This is a genomic window from Loktanella salsilacus, from assembly GCF_900114485.1.
In the GTDB taxonomy this organism is placed as follows: Bacteria; Pseudomonadota; Alphaproteobacteria; order Rhodobacterales; family Rhodobacteraceae; genus Loktanella; species Loktanella salsilacus.
Genome location: NZ_FOTF01000005.1, coordinates 101,173 through 116,339, shown reverse-complemented (window position 1 = coordinate 116,339; position 15,167 = coordinate 101,173). Strand labels below are relative to the sequence as shown.

13 protein-coding genes are annotated in these 15,167 nt (G+C 63.6%); 6 read left to right on the top strand and 7 right to left on the bottom strand.

Features of this window, described 5'->3' with window-relative positions:
* Window positions 1-17: 17 nt before the first annotated feature.
* Window positions 18-1,043, bottom strand: a complete 1,026-nt coding sequence (locus tag BM131_RS05770) for an MBL fold metallo-hydrolase (RefSeq protein ID WP_090187197.1) — start codon at window positions 1,041-1,043, stop codon at window positions 18-20.
* 161 nt (window positions 1,044-1,204) lie between these two features.
* Here BM131_RS05770 and BM131_RS05765 point away from each other — a divergent pair, with 161 nt between their 5' ends.
* From BM131_RS05765 to BM131_RS05755, 3 genes are read left to right on the top strand one after another with little or no spacing between them, the layout of a single operon-like run.
* A complete protein-coding gene (locus BM131_RS05765) occupies window positions 1,205-1,954 on the top strand; it encodes a 5-oxoprolinase subunit B family protein (protein WP_245754145.1) in 750 nt (249 codons plus the stop codon).
* Window positions 1,951-2,964, top strand: coding sequence for a 5-oxoprolinase subunit C family protein (locus BM131_RS05760; protein ID WP_245754144.1), 1,014 nt, complete (start codon window positions 1,951-1,953; stop codon window positions 2,962-2,964). The genes BM131_RS05765 and BM131_RS05760 overlap by 4 nt, the downstream gene beginning before the upstream one ends.
* Entirely contained in the window at window positions 2,961-3,719 is a 759-nt protein-coding gene (locus BM131_RS05755; RefSeq protein WP_090186894.1) for a LamB/YcsF family protein, read from the top strand. The genes BM131_RS05760 and BM131_RS05755 overlap by 4 nt, the downstream gene beginning before the upstream one ends.
* Here the strand turns inward: BM131_RS05755 and BM131_RS05750 are convergent.
* Window positions 3,716-6,226 (bottom strand): CoA transferase, encoded by a 2,511-nt coding sequence (locus BM131_RS05750; RefSeq protein WP_090187188.1) that lies wholly within the window; start codon window positions 6,224-6,226, stop codon window positions 3,716-3,718. The genes BM131_RS05755 and BM131_RS05750 overlap by 4 nt on opposite strands.
* Before the next feature lie 11 nt (window positions 6,227-6,237).
* Complete coding sequence (locus tag BM131_RS05745) at window positions 6,238-7,902, bottom strand: GMC family oxidoreductase (protein WP_090186891.1); 1,665 nt, start codon at window positions 7,900-7,902, stop codon at window positions 6,238-6,240.
* 91 nt (window positions 7,903-7,993) lie between these two features.
* Between BM131_RS05745 and BM131_RS05740 the strand changes: the two genes are divergently transcribed.
* Window positions 7,994-8,899 (top strand): LysR family transcriptional regulator, encoded by a 906-nt coding sequence (locus BM131_RS05740; protein ID WP_090186888.1) that lies wholly within the window; start codon window positions 7,994-7,996, stop codon window positions 8,897-8,899.
* A 9-nt stretch (window positions 8,900-8,908) separates the two neighbouring features.
* On the opposite strand, the gene BM131_RS05735 is transcribed toward BM131_RS05740, so the two are convergent.
* The 4 genes from BM131_RS05735 to BM131_RS05720 all read right to left on the bottom strand — a co-directional run bounded on the left by BM131_RS05735 (window position 8,909) and on the right by BM131_RS05720 (window position 12,791).
* A complete protein-coding gene (locus tag BM131_RS05735) occupies window positions 8,909-9,967 on the bottom strand; it encodes an ABC transporter ATP-binding protein (RefSeq protein WP_090186885.1) in 1,059 nt (352 codons plus the stop codon).
* Between the two features lie 3 nt (window positions 9,968-9,970).
* Entirely contained in the window at window positions 9,971-10,747 is a 777-nt protein-coding gene (locus BM131_RS05730) for an ABC transporter permease (protein WP_090186882.1), read from the bottom strand.
* Window positions 10,744-11,610: an ABC transporter permease gene (locus BM131_RS05725; RefSeq protein ID WP_090186878.1), complete on the bottom strand. Its 867-nt coding sequence runs from the start codon at window positions 11,608-11,610 to the stop codon at window positions 10,744-10,746. The genes BM131_RS05730 and BM131_RS05725 overlap by 4 nt, the downstream gene beginning before the upstream one ends.
* 80 nt (window positions 11,611-11,690) lie before the next feature.
* Window positions 11,691-12,791, bottom strand: a complete 1,101-nt coding sequence (locus BM131_RS05720; protein WP_090186875.1) for an ABC transporter substrate-binding protein — start codon at window positions 12,789-12,791, stop codon at window positions 11,691-11,693.
* Window positions 12,792-12,987: 196 nt separating this feature from the next.
* Here BM131_RS05720 and BM131_RS05715 point away from each other — a divergent pair, with 196 nt between their 5' ends.
* Window positions 12,988-14,388 (top strand): ethanolamine ammonia-lyase subunit EutB, encoded by a 1,401-nt coding sequence (locus BM131_RS05715; protein WP_090186873.1) that lies wholly within the window; start codon window positions 12,988-12,990, stop codon window positions 14,386-14,388.
* Window positions 14,381-15,160: an ethanolamine ammonia-lyase subunit EutC gene (gene eutC / locus BM131_RS05710; protein WP_090186871.1), complete on the top strand. Its 780-nt coding sequence runs from the start codon at window positions 14,381-14,383 to the stop codon at window positions 15,158-15,160. The genes BM131_RS05715 and eutC overlap by 8 nt, the downstream gene beginning before the upstream one ends.
* The last annotated feature ends 7 nt before the right edge of the window (window positions 15,161-15,167 follow it).

Below are 15,167 nucleotides of genomic sequence, written 5' to 3'. Positions count from 1 at the left end.
AAAAGGTTAAGGCTGGGTCACTCGATTGCCTGAAAATACCACGCATTGTCGGGACCCAAGGTGCGGGTGGCGCGGCCTGTTTGGTGCAGATGGTTCAGGTGGGCCACGGCCTCTACTATCGCAAGGCCGTAAACCTGCGGCCCGATGGTGCGTTTGAACAGCGGGGCAAAGCAGTCGCCAGCGGTGCGCGGGGCGCTGATATGGGTGTGCAGGCGGGCCAAGGCGGCGTGGTGGTTTTCGATCATCTGCGACAGGCGCAGGGGCAGGCCAGTGTAGGGCAGCTTGTGTCCGCCAAGGATCAGTTGGTCAGCGCGCGCATGGGCCTGAAAACGTTGGCAGCTGTCGATCCAGTCGCGAACGGGGTCGGCGTCAGGCTCTGTCGGATAGACGCCAAGGTTGGGGCTGATGGACAGCAGCAATTGGTCGCCGCCGATCACAAGGTTATCGTCGCGTGACCAGAAGGTTGCGTGTTCCGGCGCGTGGCCGTCGCCCATGCGGATGTCCCATGTGCGCCCGCCGATTTCGATGGTGCCGCCGTCTGTCAGGCGGGTGAACCCAAGCGGCAGGGGGTGGACACAGTCGGCGAAGTTGAAAGGCTTTTCCGTGCGGCGGCGGGCAAGGGTGTCAGCGTCCATTCCGGCGCGTTCCCAAAAGGTGACCTGCGCCGCAGAGGCGGTGTCTTGGGCGTCCAGAGTCAGCATCCGCGCCATTAGCCATGCGGTGCGGGGCATCAGCAGTTCGGCGCCGTTCACGATGAACCATCCGGCAAGGCCGACATGGTCGGGGTGGTGGTGGGTGACGATCAGGCGGGTCACAGGTTTGCCGGCAAGCGGACCCGCCAGCAGGTCGGCCCAATGGGCGCGGGTAACAGCGCTGTCAAAGCCGGTATCGATGACGGTCCAGCCGTCCCCATCGTCAAGGGCGTAGATATTGACGTGATCCAGCGCCATCGGCAGCGGCAGGCGCATCCAAAGCACGCCGGGGGCGACGGTGATGGCGGTGCCGGGAGCGGGCGGATCGGGAAAGGGGGTTGTGATTTTCATGGGGGTGGCGTGACGGATTTTCGGGGCATGGTAAAGGGTCGGCGCTGCGGCGCTGTTGCCCCTTTGGGGCAAGACGCCCCGCCCGCCGTCCCATCTGCCTTTGTGCGTTGACAATGACGCTGGGGGTTTCAAGATGGGCGCTTACTGGGAAAGTTTGCGTTTTGTTAAGTTTGCCTGATGATACTCGGCCCGCGGAGAACTGGACGCTGTCCGCTTTGGGGCAGGACGGCATTGTTGTGCGCTTTGGCGATGGGCGGCAGGCGCAGACGGCGGCGGCGATTGGGTTTGGCGCAGCGGTGCGCGCGGCTGAGTTAGAGGGCGTGGTAGAGGTTGCGACGGCGCTGACCTCTGTCCTAGTGCGGTTCGATCCGATGCTGGTGGCGCGAGCGGCGGTCGAAGCAAACTTGCGCGATGTGCTGGTTGCGCCGCGTGTCGCAGGTGCGACGCAGGGCCGGCTTTGGACGATCCCCGCGTGTTTCGGCGGGGAAAGCGGGCCGCAGTTGGCGGATGCAGCGGCGCTGGCTGGGATGAGCGAGGCGGCTGCGCGGGCAGAACTGGCGGGTGCAGAGGTGTCGGTCCTGGCGATCGGCTTTGCGCCGGGGCAGCCGTATCTGGGGCATTTGCCGCAGGCGTGGGATTTGCCGCGCCAGCAGGCGTTGACGCCGCAGGTGCCAGCGGGCGCTTTGGTGGTCGCATTGCGGCAGTTGGTGCTGTTTGCGAACCCCAGTCCGACCGGCTGGCGCTGGGTCGGGCGCTGTGCATTTCGCCCGTTTATGGCAGAGCGTGCCGCGCCTTTTGCCATGCGGGCAGGGGACCGAGTGCGCTGGGCCTTGACGGATGAGAGTACGATTGACGCGCTGGGAGCGGAGCCGGACGGGCTGGGCGGCGCGCTGTGCGAGGTGGCGCCGTGACGGTGCGGCTGTTCGTTGACGCGGCCGGGCCGCTGATGTCGGTGCAGGACCTTGGGCGGCCGGGGCGGATCGATGTGGGCTTGTCCCGCGGCGGGGCGATGGACCGCACGGCGCTACTAGGCGCAGCGGCTTTGCTGGGCGGGGGCGTGCGGGCCGGGATCGAGATGGCAGGCATGGGCGGCACGTTTCGTGTCGATGCGCCGCTGCGCTTTGCCCTGACCGGGGCGGTCATGCGCGCAAGTGTGGACGGGCAAGCGCTGCGTTGGAACGCCTCGCACATGCTGTTGCCGGGGCAGGTGCTGGTGATCGGCGCGGTGCGGGCGGGGAGCTATGGCTATCTGGTGCCTGCGGGCGCTGTGCTGGGGCGCGATGTGCTGGGGAGCGCCGCGGCGCATCTGTCAGCGGGCCTTGGCGGGCGGTTGCAGGCTGGCGATGTGGTGCAGATAGGCGCAGTTGGGGCGGGCGCAGGCCAAGTGCTGCCGGACCGGGACGATCTGGGCGGCGGTACGCTGCGGCTGATGCCGGGACCGCAGACGCAGATGTTCAGCGCGGCAGAGCGGGCGCGCTTTGCGCAAACGGTGTTTCACCGCAGCCCGCAGGCGAACCGGACGGCGCTGCCACTGATGAAAGATGGCGCTGGGTTTGCGGCGCTGGGGGGTAATCCGGTGTCAGATTTCATCGCGCCGGGCGATGTGCAGATCACGGGCGATGGCACGCCCGTTGTGATGATGGCAGAATGTCAGACCGTTGGCGGCTATCCCCGGATCGGTACGGTCATTGCGGCCGATTTGGCGCGGGCGGCGCAGGCCCCTGTCGGGGCAGCGTTGCGGTTTGAATGGGTAGATGTGGGCCGGGCGGATGCGCTGTTCGTCCCCGAGGCGCAGCAATTGACGGCGCTAAAGGCTGCGGTGCGCCCATTGGTGCGTGATCCGCGGAACATGCATGATTTACTGTCTTATCAACTGATTAGCGGCGTGACGGCTGGCCGCGATATGGAGCCTTTGCCATGAAGACGATCGATTTGAACGCTGATATGGGCGAAAGCTTTGGCCCTTGGGTGATGGGGCAGGATGCGGCGCTGCTGAAGATCGTGAGCTCTGCCAATATTGCCTGCGGATTTCACGCAGGCGACGCGGATACGATGGCGCGGACGATGGATCTGGCGCTGGCCGCGGGGGTCGCGCTGGGCGCGCATCCGGGGTTTGCGGATTTGCAAGGGTTCGGGCGGCGGCGGATCAAGCTCAGCGCGGCGGAGCTGACAAACTTGGTGCAGTATCAGCTGGGCGCAGCGATGGGCATGTCGGCAGCGCGGGGGGCGCGGCTGGCGCATTTCAAACTGCACGGCGCGCTGGCGAATATGGCGTCAGAGGACGAGGGCATTGCCCGCACCTGCTATGCTGCAGCGCTTGCCGTGCAGCCGGATTTGCGGCTGGTGGTGATGCCGGGCACGGCGTTGGATCGGGCCGCGACGGCGTTAGGGGCGGCACAGTCGGCCGAGATTTTCGCGGACCGGACCTATAATGCCGACGGGACGCTGACCGACCGCAGCCTGCCCGGCGCGGTGATCCATGACCCGCAGGTTGCCGTCTGCCACGTGCTGGGAATGCTGGCGGCGGGCGGGATTGTCACACCGCAGGGCGACGTGCTGCAGACCCGGATCGATACGATCTGCGTACATGGTGACAGCGCAGAGGCGCTTGATATTGCAGGGCAATTATCCGACGCGCTGCAGGGCCAAGGCTATACGATCGCAGCGCCCCGCTAGCTGGGAAGGTATTCGGCCGACCAGCTTTCGCTGATTTGGCCGGAGGCTAACATCTTTTCAATCGCGCTGTCGCCGTAGCCCAGATCGCGCAGGATGGCGCGGGTCGAGGTGCCGAACTTTTCCGTCGGGGTGGGCGCGATGACCGGCGTGGCGGCGGTGCGGACGGCGTAGGGATCCAGCTGTGTGATCGTGTGGCCGCTAGGGTGATCTGCAAAAGTGGAAAACGCATAGCTGCCAAGGGTCGTGCCCGGTGTCCCATCGGCGGGGCGGCTGTTTTCGGCGCGCAGCGCTTCAAGGTTTTCGCAGATCGCGCAGGCGATATCGGCGGCGCGCAGGCGGGCCATCCATTCGGTTGCGGGCTGGTCTTGGAACGCGGTCGCGAGGTAGGTCGCGCGGTCCTCTTCAGGCACGTCTGGCAGGTCTGACAGGCCTTCGACGCTGGCAAAGCGGGGCAGGTCGGCCTCGTCTGCGCTGAGCAGGACATAGACGCCAGAGGCGGTGCTATAGAAGCGGGTCAGGGCGTCGTAGCCGTTGCTTTCGGGGCCAGAGGGTTCGTCGAACAGGCCCCGGCGGCGGTAGTCAAAGCAGAATGGGATTTGCAGCAAGCCGCTGTTGGCGGACAGTGATGTGCGGCCCCGGCCAATGCGGCCAAAGCGGTGTTTCTGGTAAAGCGCGGCGGCCATGCCAAGCGCGCCGCCAAAGCCGCACATCACGTCGATCGTGCCGACGTGGGCGTGTTCCTCTGGCCGGTGCATCGCGCCGCCAAAGCGCAGCATGATGCCAGTCGTGGCCTGCACCAGATCGTCGTAGCCGATGTAATCGGTGCGCACGCCGCGCCGCACGCCGCTAAAGCAATCAAGCTTGCAAAACAGCGCCTCTGGGTTGATGCGGCGCAGGCTTTCGGCGTCAAGGCCGACGGATTTGATCTGGCTGTCGGTTGCATTCCAGACGATCAGGTCAACTGATTTAATCAGGTCTTCGAACAGCTTACGCCCGTGGGGGGATTTGATGTCAGCAAGGATCGACCGTTTGCCGCGCCCTTGGCTGATGCCGTAAAGCACGGTGTTCCAGCTGTCATACATCGGCTGGGCAGGGTCGAGTTTAATGACCTCTGCGCCGAAGCGGGACAGGTAGCTGACGGAATGTGGCCCGGCGATAACGTTGCACAGATCCAGCACGCGTAGGCCGGACAGCCAGCCTGTGCGCGGTGCGTTTTCGTCGGCGTCGGGGATTGTGGTCGGCAATTTGCGCAGGGTGCGCAGCGCCTCTTCCACGGTTGTCCAAGCGCGGGGGGCGGGGGTCAGGGCTTCTTCGCCGCTTTCTTCCATCCAGACGACGGGACCGGGCTGGATCATGTCGCCGTAGACCGGATCGGCGACGTCGATCATCAGGCCCGCGGTGGCGGCATATTCGTCGGTGATCCATTCCTGCAGCCAGCGCTGCGGCGCGGCGGGGATGCCTGCGCGGCCAAACATCCGCTGCCATTCGACAGAGGTGCGGGTGATGAACACATCCTTCATCCGCGCGGCAATGTGGTCAGCCCAGTCCTTTGGCATCGGGTAGACGCCAAGCGAGGTTTTCGATTCCCACTGGTCGTGGGGTTTGTAGGTGTCGTCCTCTTCGGTCAGCCCTTCGGCGACCAATTCATCATAGATGCCAAGCACTTCGAGGCAGCGGCGCGCGTGGTGTTTGTGGCTGGGGCAGACGACATAGAACATGCGCCCGTCCTTGCACATGTAGTTGCGATAGAAAGGGTCCATTAACTCTTGCAGGTCATCATAGGTCAGGGTCATCGGCAGGCCCTCGATCCGGCGGCGGGTGATTTCGGCCTCTCGCTGGGTGACGTAGCGGGCGGGCATGCTGTCCACCTTGAGGGAGTTATAGCACAACCCCTCCATCACAGCGGCGGCGAGGGGGACTTCGATCCCGTCGCCAAGGCCGGTTTGCTGGCGCGCTTGCAAGGCAAGCACGGCGGCGGATGCGGCTATTTGAGAGGCATAGGCAGAGGCGAGGGGGAGTGGAGAGAAAGAGGGCGACAGGCCCATCAGGACACGGTTCTGGCCCATGTCAGTGAACACGCCGGAACTGGCGGCGATGACGGATTCGAAGGCGCGCCAGTCGCGGCGCTCCATGTCGTCTGAAGCGAAACCGGGCAGCGAGACAGTGATCAGCGCGGGATGCTGGGCACGCAGGGCGGTGAAATCGACGCCGAGCTTGGTGAGTTTGCCGGGGCGGAAGTTTTCGATGATTATGTCAGCCTCTGCGCACAGGTCGAGCGCTTGGGCGAGCCCTTCGGGCGTTTTGAGGTCGATGGTCACGATCAGCTTGTTGCGCATCAGGGTCGCGTTGGCCGGGTTGTCCCACATCGGCCCCGTGGGCGGGTCAATATGGATGACTGTCGCGCCCAGATCGCCCAGCAACATCGCGACGGCGGGGCCAGCGATATATTGGCCAAAGTCCACGACCTTGACGCCGGTCAGAGGTAGTTGAGAGAATTTCTGTGCCATGGGGGTGCCTTTCAGACGCCGGCCAGCACCCAAGATGCCGCCTTTTCCGCGATCATCAGAGTGGGGGAATTGGTGTTGCCGCTGGTGATTTCGGGCATGACGCTGGCGTCCACGACGCGCAGGCCCGCCACCCCTTTGACCCGCAGGTGGGGGTCAAGGACGGCGGTGTCGTCATCAGCGCGGCCCATTTTGACCGTGCCGACAGGGTGGAAGATCGTGCTGGCGATATCGCCGGCCAGTTTGGCAAGGTCGGCGTCGCTTTGGTATTGGGGACCGGGTTTGTATTCCTGCGGCGCGTATTTTTCCATGGCGGGCTGGGCCATGATGTCGCGCACCTGGCGCAGGCTGTCCGCGGCGACTTTGCGGTCGTCGGCGGTGGACAGGTAATTCGGGGATATCAGCGGCGCATCGCGGAAATTGTTCGACCGGATCTGCACTTGGCCCCGGCTGGTGGGGTTCAGGTTGCAGACGCTGACCGTGATCGCGGGGAAGTCATGCAGCGGATCGCCAAACGCCTCGAGGCTGAGGGGTTGGACGTGGTATTCAAGGTTGGCATGGGTGCGGCTGGGGTCAGAGCGGGTGAAAGCACCCAGCTGGCTGGGTGACATGCTCATGGGGCCAGAGCGTTTGAGCAGATATTCCGCGCCGATTTTGGCTTTGCCAAACAGGTTTGCGGCGAGTTTGTTCAAGGTCTTGGTGCCCGCGACCTTGTATACGGCGCGAATTTGCAGGTGGTCTTGCAGGTTCAGGCCAACGGGGGCGTCCTTGGCGACGTCGATGCCGTGGGCCCGCAGGGTCGCGGCGGGGCCGATGCCGGACAGCTGCAGGATCTGGGGCGAGTTGATGGCCCCCGCGCTGAGGATCACCTCTTTGTTCGCGGCCGCTGTCACGGTCTGGCCATCGCGGTTTACGCGCGCGCCTGTGCAGCGCAGCGCGCCGTCGTCGCCCCGCGCAAGGGTCAGTTTTTCGACCTGCGCCTGCGTCCAGATCGTCAGGTTCGGACGCGATTTGGCAGGTCGCAGAAAGGCTTTGGACGTGTTCCAGCGCCAGCCAGAGCGTTGGTTGACGTCGAAATAACCCACGCCCGCGTTATCGCCGCTGTTGAAGTCGTCGGTCTTGCTGATGCCGTTTTGGACGGCAGCATCGGCAAAGCTGTCCAGAACATCCCAGCGCAGGCGTTGCTTTTCAATCCGCCATTCGCCGCCCGATCCGTGCAGGTCGGAGAAGCGGCTGTTGTCGCCGGTGGCCGGGTCTGCGCCGCCGTCGAGTTTATAGTGATCCTCGTGCGCCATGAAATCGCGCAGGGATTGGTCCCAGTTCCACGCGTCGTCGCCAGTTAATTTGGCCCAATTGTCATAGTCGCGGGCCTGACCGCGCATATAGATCATACCGTTGATGGACGAACATCCGCCCAGTGTTTTGCCGCGCGGATAGCGTAGGGCGCGGCCGTTCAGGCCTGCGTCGGGCTCTGTCTGATACATCCAATCGGTGCGTGGATTGCCGATGCAATACAGATAGCCGACGGGGATGTGGATCCAGTGATAGGTGTCGGGTTTGCCCGCTTCCAGCAGCAGAACACGGTTCTTGGGATCGGCGGACAGGCGGTTGGCCATCAGGCACCCGGCTGTGCCGCCGCCGATGACGATATAATCAAATGTCGTAGTCGGGGTGGTCATGAGGCAGGCTCCGATGCTTTTGAGAAGCGTATGAAGGCTGAGGGCAGAAATCCAATGACATTTGACGCGCAGTGATATTAGGGTTTGTAATATGGATAGACTGGCAAACATCACGACGCTGCGGGCTTTTGTCACCGTGGCGCATCTGGGCAGCGTGTCGCGCGCGGCAGAGGCGCTACATTTGACGCAGCCTGCGATCAGCCATCAGATCAAGCGGCTGGCCGAGGATACGGGCGTGACCCTGTTCCGCCGCACCCCGCGCGGGCTCGAGATTACGGCAGAGGGTGCGGCGATTGTCACCAAGGCCGAGGCCGTCTTGGGCGCCATGGCAGATTTCCAGCGCAGCGCGCGGCAGCAGGGCGGGCGGATCAGCGGGCGGCTGCGGATTGGCACGGTTGTCGACCCGGAGTTTATTCGTCTGGGCCGTCTGCTGGGCCAGCTGCGCACCAGCTATCCCGGTATCGCGACAGAGCTGGCGCATGGCGTCAGTGGCGATGTGATCGCGCGGTTGCGGCGCGGCCAGATTGATGCAGGCTATCATTTGACGGTGCCAGAGGCCGGTGCCGAGGCAGGGCAAGAGGCGCTGCATACCGTGCGGCTGGCGGATGTGACGTACCGCATCATCGCGCCTGCGGGCTGGGATGCTTTGGTCGAAACGGACGACTGGGGCGTCTTGGCCGCGTTGCCTTGGATCGGCACGCCAGAGGCGTCGGTGCATTCGCGGCTGCTGGCGGGGATATTGGCGCAGGCGGGCTGCACGCAGAACGTCGTCGCGATGGTGGACCAAGAGGCGTCGATGCTGGAAATGGTGCGCGCGGGCGTAGGGCTCAGCCTGTGCCGCGAGTCGATTGCCTTGCACCAGCGGCAGACCGCGGGATTGGCGATGTGTTCGGGCATCAGCGTGCCTGCGTCGCTGAGCTTTTCAACGCTGGCACGGCGGGCGGATGATCCGCTGATCGCCGTGCTGTTCGATCTGCTAGGATCGCATTGGCGTTAACCTTTGGCGCTAGGCGACCAGCGCGACAAGACCATCTGGCGGCAGGCTGATCGTGACCTCTTCGCCGATATGCGGTGGCGGGGTGGCGGCGCGGTTGAAGGTGTCCAGCGTCAGGTCATGCCCGCCCAAATCGGCGGTGATGCGGATGATCGCGCCAAGGAATTGCACTTCGGTAATGCGGCCCATCAGCGTGACGTCGCCCGGGTTGCCCGCGCCAAGGGTTGCGGATTCGGGGCGCAAGGCAAGGGTGATGGCGGCGCCGCTTGCGGCCTCGACCGGGCGGTTTAGGACCACGGTGCTGTCGCCAAGGCGCACGGTGCCCGTCGCGGGGTCGGTGACGGTGGCGTCAAACGTGTTCAGCGTGCCGACGAAGCTGGCGACAAAGCGCGTGGCAGGGCGGTTATAGACCTGATGCGGCGTGCCGATCTGGTCGGCGCGGCCGCCAGACATGACGACAACGCGGTCGGACATCGACAGCGCCTCTTCTTGGTCGTGGGTGACGAAGATCGTTGTGATGCCAAGGCGTTGCTGGATGCTACGGATTTCGCGGCGCAGGCTGGCACGGATTTTTGCGTCAAGGGCAGACAGCGGCTCGTCCAGCAGCAGCACCTTGGGGCGCACGGCCAATGCGCGGGCCAAGGCGACGCGCTGTTGTTGTCCGCCGGACAGCTGAAACGGATAGCGGTTGCCCAGATCAGCAAGGCCGATCAGCGAAAGCATCTCGGTCACGCGCTCGGCGGTTTCGGCCTTGGATACGCCAGCGACCTTAAGGCCAAAGGCGACGTTCTGCGCGACGGTCAGGTTGGGGAACAGGGCGTAGGCCTGAAACACCATGCCGATGTTGCGCTGGTTGGATTTCAGCGATGTGACGTCCTGCCCGTCGATGTGGATGGTGCCAGCAGAGGGCACTTCGAACCCGCCGACCATGCGCAGCACGGTGGTTTTGCCGCAGCCGGATGGCCCGAGCAAGGATACGAATTCACCCTTTTCAATCGCAAGGTTGAAGTCTTTGACGACGTGGTTTGCGCCATAGGATTTGTCGAGGTGGGCTAGGTCCAGAAAGGCCATCAGTTACGCTCTTTTATGTTTGGATAGTCGGCTGACCATCTGGATCAGGCCCATGCAGGCCCATGTGATCGCGAAGGCAATCACGGCCAGTGCGGCAGGCTCGTAGGCTTTGTTCGCGCCAAGGATTTGCATGTAGGGGCCAAAGGCGGGCCGGTCGAGCAGGGCCGCCATGGTAAATTCGCCGATCACAATGGCAAGTGTCAGGAACGCGCCGGACAGCACCGCGCCCAGCACGTTTGGCAGGATCAGCGTGGCCATAATGCGCAGCCAGCCTGCGCCAAGGGATTGCGCGGCCTCGGTCAATGTCGCCACGTCGATGGTACGCAGGCCCGTATCGACGGCGCGGTACATATAGGGCAGGGCCAGAGTCGCGTAGCCGAACATCAGCAGGATGTTGGTGCCCATCACGGAACCGGTCATCGGCAGCCAGCCAGAGGTGTTATAAAGGCGGATATAGCCAAACACGACGACGATGGCGGGGATGACAAGGGGCAGCAGGGTGACGAATTCGACCACCGGGCGCAGCTTTGGCATTTTTAGCTGCACCCAATAGGCGGTCGGCACGACCAGCAGCACGCCAAAGATGATCGTGAACAGCGCCATGACCAGCGAATAGGTGAAGGTCGCCTGAAACTGTGGATCGGCAAGGACCACCCGGTAGGCGTCGAGAGAGTAGACGCCCCGGCGCATGGACAGGGAAAACTCGGCCATGCCGATCATCGGCATGATGAAATAGAGGCACCCTAGAAGGATGGTGCCGTAGGCGGCGATGCGGGTCATTTCAGCCACCTTTCAGCGCGCAGGCGCAGGACGATATAGATCGTGTTGGCAGCCCCGGTGATGATGATCATGCCAAAAGCAAGCGCATAGCCAAGGTTGGGGTTGCCCAAAACGTCGCCCCTGATCTGCGCATAAAGCAGGATCGGCGCGATGTTCAGGGACGGCCCCGTCAGCGCGATGGCGGTGGCGACAGCACCAAAGGCATTGGCGAACAGCAGCGCCATGGTGCCAAGGATCGACGGGAACAGGATCGGCAGGGCCACCATGCGCCAGTATTGCAGACGGGTCGCGCCTAGGATGTCGGCGGCCTCCCTCCATTCCTTTTTCAGCCCCTCAAGCGCGGGGGTGATGATCAGGATCATCAGGGGGATCTGGAAGAACAGATAGGTGATGATCAGGCCCCATGTGGACAGCAGGTTCCAGCCATACATCCGCAGATTGATGCCGAATTCCGTGCGCAAATACATGGTGATCAGGCCCGCAGGGCCGATGGTCGCGATAAAGGCAAAGGCCAGCGGCACGCCGGCAAAGTTGGAGGCCACGCCGGAAAAGGTCATCAGCGGGCTTTTGACGCGGTTACTGATCCCGCCCAGCGTCATGGCGGCGGCCATGGCAAAGCCGATCAGGCAGCCCAGCAGGGCGGACAGAAAGCTGACTTTGATCGACACCCAATAGGCCGACAGGATCGTCGGCGTGTTCAGGTCGAGGATGTTTTGAAAGGTAAAGCCGCCTTGCGGCGTGCGAAAGGCGCCGATCACGATGAACAGCGTGGGGGCGATCAGGAACAGCCCGGTAAAGGCGATGAATGGGACCAATCCCACCCAGCGCTGCGCTTGCGCGACGATTGCCGATTGCTGCGCCATGAAACCCCGTGAGTTGGACGTGCGTCGAAACGAAAAGCGTTCCCCGGGTGGTCCGGGGAACGCGCTGTCTTGTCAAGATGTTACTGGACGTTTGCGCCGACAATGCTGTCCCATTCGGCAACAACAGCAGCAGAGTTCGCATTCACCTGATCAAGGGTCGGGAACACGGCTGCCTCGTAGCTGGCAGCTGGCGGCAGGGCGTCCAGCAGGTCCTGCGGGATCGATCCTGCTTTGGCCAGATCGTTAAAGCGGATCGGGTGGCAGTAGCCCGCCAGCCAGCCCAGCTGACCTTCGTCGGAATACAGGTATTCCATCCAAAGCTTGGCGGCGTTCGGCTGCGGCGCGTGGGCGCTGATCGCCTGCACGTAGACACCAGCAAGGACGGCGTCAGAAGGCACGACAACCTCGACCGGGGGGTTGCCCTGCAGGGTGTCGCGGGATGCCAATGCGTTGTAATCCCACTCGATCACGATGGGCGTCGTGCCCTGTGCCAGTGTGCCTGCCTTGCCGATGACGGGGACGAAGTTGCCGACTTTGTTCATTTCGGCAAAGTATTCCATGCCAGCTTTTGCTGCGGCTTCGCCCGGCTCTGCGCCCTGCGCCATGCCAGCGGCCATGACGGCAAGGATCGCTTGGTTGGATGCGCGTGGATCACCGGCCAGTGCGACGGCACCAGCGTATTCAGGCTTAAGCAGGTCCGCGAAGGATGTCGGCACGTTGTCGATCAGATCGGTGTTCACGAGGAACGACATGACGCCGTAGTAATCGCCATACCAGTTGCCGTCAGCGTCTTTTGCGCCGTCTGGGATGCTGTCCCAAGTGGCGACTTTGTAAGGCTGAACCAGACCTTCTTCGGTGGCGGCGGGGCCAAAGGACAGGCCGACGTCGATCACGTCAGGCGCCTGCGGGCCGGTGTTGCCGACGTTGGCGCGAATCGCTTCAATCTCGTCTGCGGAACCGGCGTCTGGGTTCAGCTCGTTCACTTCGATATCGGGGTATTTCGCCTTGAAGCCGGCAATCACGTCGCCGTAGCCGCACCAGCTGTGGGGCAGGGCGATGGTGGTCAGACGGCCTTCGGCGTTGGCGGCGGCGATCAGCTCGTCCGACTGGGCGTGGGCCAGTGGCGCGATCAGCATCGACAGGGTGCTGACGGTCGCCATCAGGGCAGTTTTCGAGATCATGGGATACTCCGATCATGATTGCGGGTGTCGTACCGGCTGCGGTTAGACCCGCCCGATGACATTCATGTGACAGAGGTTAACGGCGGATTTTTTGAAAGCAAGACGTTTGGAATGGCGCATTGATTTCGCGGCGCTGGGGGCTTTTCGTTTCTGCTTGCGTGCGTAGGATGGCAGCGAACAGCCAAAGGATCAGGCAATGCAAAGCCGCTATCGCACGACCCTTGGGGGGCAGGTTTGGCGCTATGATACGCTGGCGCAGGTGATGGCGCGGGCGACGCCTGACCGGGCGGGGGACCGGCTGGCCGGTGTCGCGGCGACCAGCGCGCAAGACCGGGCCGCCGCGCAGGCGGTGCTGGCGGATGTGCCGTTGCAGCGGTTTCTGGAGGAGGCGCTGATTCCCTACGAGGATGACGATGTCACCCGGCTGATCATTGATACACATGACGCGGCGGCCTTTGCGCCTGTGGCGCATCTGACGGTGGGCGATTTTCGTGACTGGCTGCTGTCGGATCTAGCGACGCCTGCGGTGCTGGCGGCCCTGCGCCCCGGTCTGACGCCAGAGATGGCAGCGGCGGTCTGCAAGATCATGCGTAATCAGGACTTGATCCTTGTCGCGCAAAAGTGCCGCGTGACGACGGCGTTTCGGGGTACCATCGGCCTGCCCGGGCGGCTGTCGACGCGGGTGCAGCCGAACCATCCGGTCGACGATGTGAACGGGATCGCGGCGTCGATTCTGGACGGATTGATGTATGCGGGCGGCGATGCGGTGATCGGGATCAACCCAGCGACGGACAATGTCGCACAGGCGGGGCGGTTGCTGCATCTGATGGCGGATATCATCGACGGGTACGGCATCCCGACCCAGTCCTGCGTGCTGACGCATGTGACCAATACGCTGGACTGCATCACCGCAGGCGCGCCGGTCGATCTGGTGTTTCAAAGCGTTGGCGGCACGCAGGGCACCAATGATGCCTTTGGTTTTACGCTGGATCATTTGGCGCAGGCGCAGGATGCGGCCTTGGGATTGGGGCGCGGGACGGTCGGGACGAACGTGATGTATTTCGAAACGGGGCAGGGATCGTCCCTGTCTGCAGGCGCGAATCACGGCCTTGATCAACAAACCTGCGAGGCGCGCGCCTATGCCGTGGCGCGGCATTACGATCCGCTGTTGGTGAACACTGTCGTCGGCTTTATCGGGCCGGAATACTTGTATGATGGGCGGGAAATCGCGCGGGCGGGGCTAGAGGATCATTTCTGCGGCAAGCTGCTGGGCCTGCCGATGGGCTGCGACATTTGCTATACCAACCACGCCGAAGCGGATCAGAACGATGTCGACAGTCTGATGACTTTGCTGGGCGTCGCGGGCGTCAGTTTTATCATGGGCGTGCCGGGGTCCGACGATATTATGCTTAATTATCAGTCAACATCGTTCCATGATGCCCTTTATTTGCGCCGCGCCTTGGGGCTGAAACCTGCGCCAGAGTTCGACGCTTGGCTGGCGCGCATGGGAATCATGGACAGCGCGGACGGGTTCCGGCTGGGCGATGGCATGCCGGATGGTTTTGCCAAGCGGCTTGCGGGGGCGGCGCATGGATAATCGGGTCACAGATAATCCGTGGCGCAGCTTGCGCCGCTTTACCGATGCGCGAATCGGGATGGGGCGGGCAGGCGTCAGCCTGCCGACGGCAGAACTGCTGGCGTTCCAGATGGCCCATGCACAGGCCCGCGATGCGGTGCATCAGCCGCTGGATGTGGCGCGCTTGGTGGCGGATTTGGGCGCGATCGACGGGGTTTTGCCAGCGCTGACTGTTCAGTCGCAGGCAGTGGACCGCGCCGATTATCTGCGCCACCCGGACAAGGGGCGGCGGTTGGCGGCAGGGGCCGCATTGCCGGGTGATGCGCCGGAATTGGCGATTGTTATCGCCGACGGGCTGTCGTCACGGGCGGTGCAGGATCACGCGGCAGCGATGGTCGCGGCCTTGATGGCGCAGATGCCGGGGGTGCGGATGTCCGCCCCGGTCATTGCGGTGCAGGGGCGGGTGGCGATTGGTGATGACATTGCGGCCGCAATGGATGCAGCGGCGGTCCTGGTGCTGATCGGGGAGCGGCCGGGGCTGTCCTCGCCGGATTCGCTGGGGTTATATTTTACGCAAAACCCCGGCCCGGGGCTAAGCGATGCGCGGCGCAACTGTATTTCTAACGTGCGCCCTGCGGGGCTATTGCCGGGTCATGCCGCCGCGCGGTTTGCCTATCTGTATGCTCAGGCCCAAGTGCTCGGCACATCGGGGGTCGCGTTGAAGGATAACTCTGCCCCGCTATTGGCGGATGCTGCGGCGACCAGTTTCCTGTCGCCGCCGCGGACGGAATAAGCGCGCG

What these genes read in the sequence shown, in the direction of transcription:
- BM131_RS05770 (WP_090187197.1), bottom strand. Translation starts at nt 1,043, where the DNA reads ATGAAAATCACAACCCCCTTTCCCGATCCGCCCGCTCCCGGCACCGCC.
- BM131_RS05755 (WP_090186894.1), top strand. Translation starts at nt 2,961, where the DNA reads ATGAAGACGATCGATTTGAACGCTGATATGGGCGAAAGCTTTGGCCCT.
- BM131_RS05750 (WP_090187188.1), bottom strand. Translation starts at nt 6,226, where the DNA reads ATGGCACAGAAATTCTCTCAACTACCTCTGACCGGCGTCAAGGTCGTG.
- BM131_RS05745 (WP_090186891.1), bottom strand. Translation starts at nt 7,902, where the DNA reads ATGACCACCCCGACTACGACATTTGATTATATCGTCATCGGCGGCGGC.
- BM131_RS05740 (WP_090186888.1), top strand. Translation starts at nt 7,994, where the DNA reads ATGGATAGACTGGCAAACATCACGACGCTGCGGGCTTTTGTCACCGTG.
- BM131_RS05735 (WP_090186885.1), bottom strand. Translation starts at nt 9,967, where the DNA reads ATGGCCTTTCTGGACCTAGCCCACCTCGACAAATCCTATGGCGCAAAC.
- BM131_RS05730 (WP_090186882.1), bottom strand. Translation starts at nt 10,747, where the DNA reads ATGACCCGCATCGCCGCCTACGGCACCATCCTTCTAGGGTGCCTCTAT.
- BM131_RS05725 (WP_090186878.1), bottom strand. Translation starts at nt 11,610, where the DNA reads ATGGCGCAGCAATCGGCAATCGTCGCGCAAGCGCAGCGCTGGGTGGGA.
- BM131_RS05720 (WP_090186875.1), bottom strand. Translation starts at nt 12,791, where the DNA reads ATGATCTCGAAAACTGCCCTGATGGCGACCGTCAGCACCCTGTCGATG.
- BM131_RS05715 (WP_090186873.1), top strand. Translation starts at nt 12,988, where the DNA reads ATGCAAAGCCGCTATCGCACGACCCTTGGGGGGCAGGTTTGGCGCTAT.
- eutC (WP_090186871.1), top strand. Translation starts at nt 14,381, where the DNA reads ATGGATAATCGGGTCACAGATAATCCGTGGCGCAGCTTGCGCCGCTTT.